Genomic DNA, 386 nt, shown 5'->3' with positions numbered 1-386 from the left:
TGCTCGATGAGTAGACGCACCCGTTTGAGCGTCCACAGTTCGGTGCCAAAGCCATGCTCGGTGGGGCGCTGCAGCAAGGCACGACACAACTGCTCGCGCTGGGCGTCGTCGAGCAACGACGGCCGTCCACGGGCCATGGTGCGCAGCGCGTCGATGCCGCCTTCGTCCAGTCGCGCCTTCCACGTGTACACCGTCTGCCGTGCCACGCCCACCGCAGCCGCAACCTCCGCGACCGGCTTGTTCGCTAACAGCATCCGTCCAGCGCGAACCCGCTTTCTGGTCGCTTCGTCCATCTTCCCAGCCATGCAATCGACTCCCGATCAACGCCTTGATCAGATAACGCGTCAGACTCGAATCGGTTGTCATGATTTATACAAGTCTCAATA

Annotated in this window: 1 protein-coding gene; it reads right to left on the bottom strand. The window is 61.4% G+C overall.

The window, feature by feature from the left end:
- Positions 1-305, bottom strand: a 305-nt coding sequence (locus tag ACYP5B_RS22190; RefSeq protein WP_459571114.1) for a helix-turn-helix domain-containing protein, incomplete at its 3' end; no start/stop codon positions are given.
- Positions 306-386: the final 81 nt, after the last annotated feature.

It is taken from the genome of Cupriavidus sp. 8B (genome assembly GCF_054589115.1).
This window is presented reverse-complemented; position numbering and strand designations above follow the sequence as displayed.